We start from the raw sequence: 1,349 nt of genomic DNA on the forward strand, positions 1-1,349 counted from the left end.
GGGGGCCTGACCCCGGATCGTGGACACGCTTGAATCCAGCAGTTCTGCTGGGGAGAGCGAGAAGATCCACCCATGGCCAGGAAGAACTACACCGACGAGTTCCGTCGGCAGGCCGTCGATCTGTTCGAGTCCACCCCGGGTGCCACGTTGAAGGGCATCGCTGACGACCTGGGTATCGCCCGGGGCACGTTGGCTGCGTGGGTGCGGACTCTGGGTACGGGGGCGACGAGCGCGCCGATCGGCACCCCCAGGCCGCCGGTTGGGCGGCCCGAGACGACGGCGGAGAAGGTCGCCCGGCTCGAGGCCGAGGTTGTCGCTTTGCGGGCGGAGAAGGCGAAGATCGAGACCGAGAAGTCGATCCTTCGTCAGGCCGCGAAGTATTTCGCTGGGGAGACGAACTGGTGAGCCGCTTCCAGTTCGTTGCCGACCACCAGCACGCCTTCGAGGTGAAGCGGTTGTGCGAGCTCGTCGAGGTCTCGCGGTCATCGTTCTATGCCTGGGTCAAGGCAGCTCCCGCGCGAGCCGAGCGTGCCAGTGACGACCGGCAGCTGGCCGAGCAGATCCGGGCGATCCAAGACCCAGCCCAGGGCGGCGACCGTGCCTATGGTGCGCCGCGGGTCACGGCCGAGCTCAACGACGACAAATCCGTAGGCGAGCGGGTCAACCACAAGCGCGTCGCTCGTGTCATGCGCGAGCACGGCCTGGCTGGGATCCGGCTGCGGCGACGGGTGCGGACCACGGTTCCAGAGCCGTCCGACCAGAAGGTGCCAGATCTGCTGGAGCGCGACTTCACCGCCGAGACCATCAACACCAAGTACGTCGGAGATATCACCTACCTGCCGCTGGCGGACGGCTCCAACCTCTACCTGGCCACGGTGATCGACTGCTGCTCCCGCAAGCTCACCGGCTGGGCGGTCGCGGACCACATGCGCACCGAGCTCGTCGAGGACGCCCTCAAGGCCGCACACCTCGACCGTGGCTCACTGAAGGGCGCGATCTTCCATAGCGACCACGGGTCGGTCTACACCTCCAAGGACTACGCCAGGCTCTGCACCCAGTTCGGCGTGACCCAGTCCATGGGTGCGGTCGGCTCGTCGGCCGACAACGCGTTGGCCGAGTCGTTCAACGCCACGCTGAAGCGCGAAGTCCTCGCCGGCGCAGCAACGTTCGTCGACGAGGCCGATGCTCGTCGGCGGGTCTTCCGGTGGGCCACCCGCTACAACACCCGCCGACGCCACTCCTGGTGCGGCTACCTGTCCCCGTCCACCTACGAGGCCCGCCGGGCCACTACGCTGCCCACCGCGGCGTAATCAACCACCCACCGTGTCCAAGATCCGGGGCGAAGGCCC

The 1,349-nt window shown here is 67.5% G+C and carries 1 protein-coding gene; it reads left to right on the plus strand.

The genetic code is table 11. The features are described from left to right. Nucleotides 1–72 precede the first annotated feature (72 nt). Nucleotides 73–1,310, plus strand: a protein-coding gene (locus DDV73_RS17315) for an IS3 family transposase (protein WP_109508521.1) whose coding sequence is annotated in 2 segments (ribosomal slippage) — nucleotides 73–388 and nucleotides 388–1,310 — 1,239 coding nt in all. Because the reading frame shifts where the segments join, the coding sequence is not laid out codon by codon here. Nucleotides 1,311–1,349 lie beyond the last annotated feature (39 nt).

This window comes from Nocardioides speluncae, assembly GCF_003121585.1.
Lineage (GTDB): Bacteria > Actinomycetota > Actinomycetes > Propionibacteriales > Nocardioidaceae > Nocardioides > Nocardioides speluncae.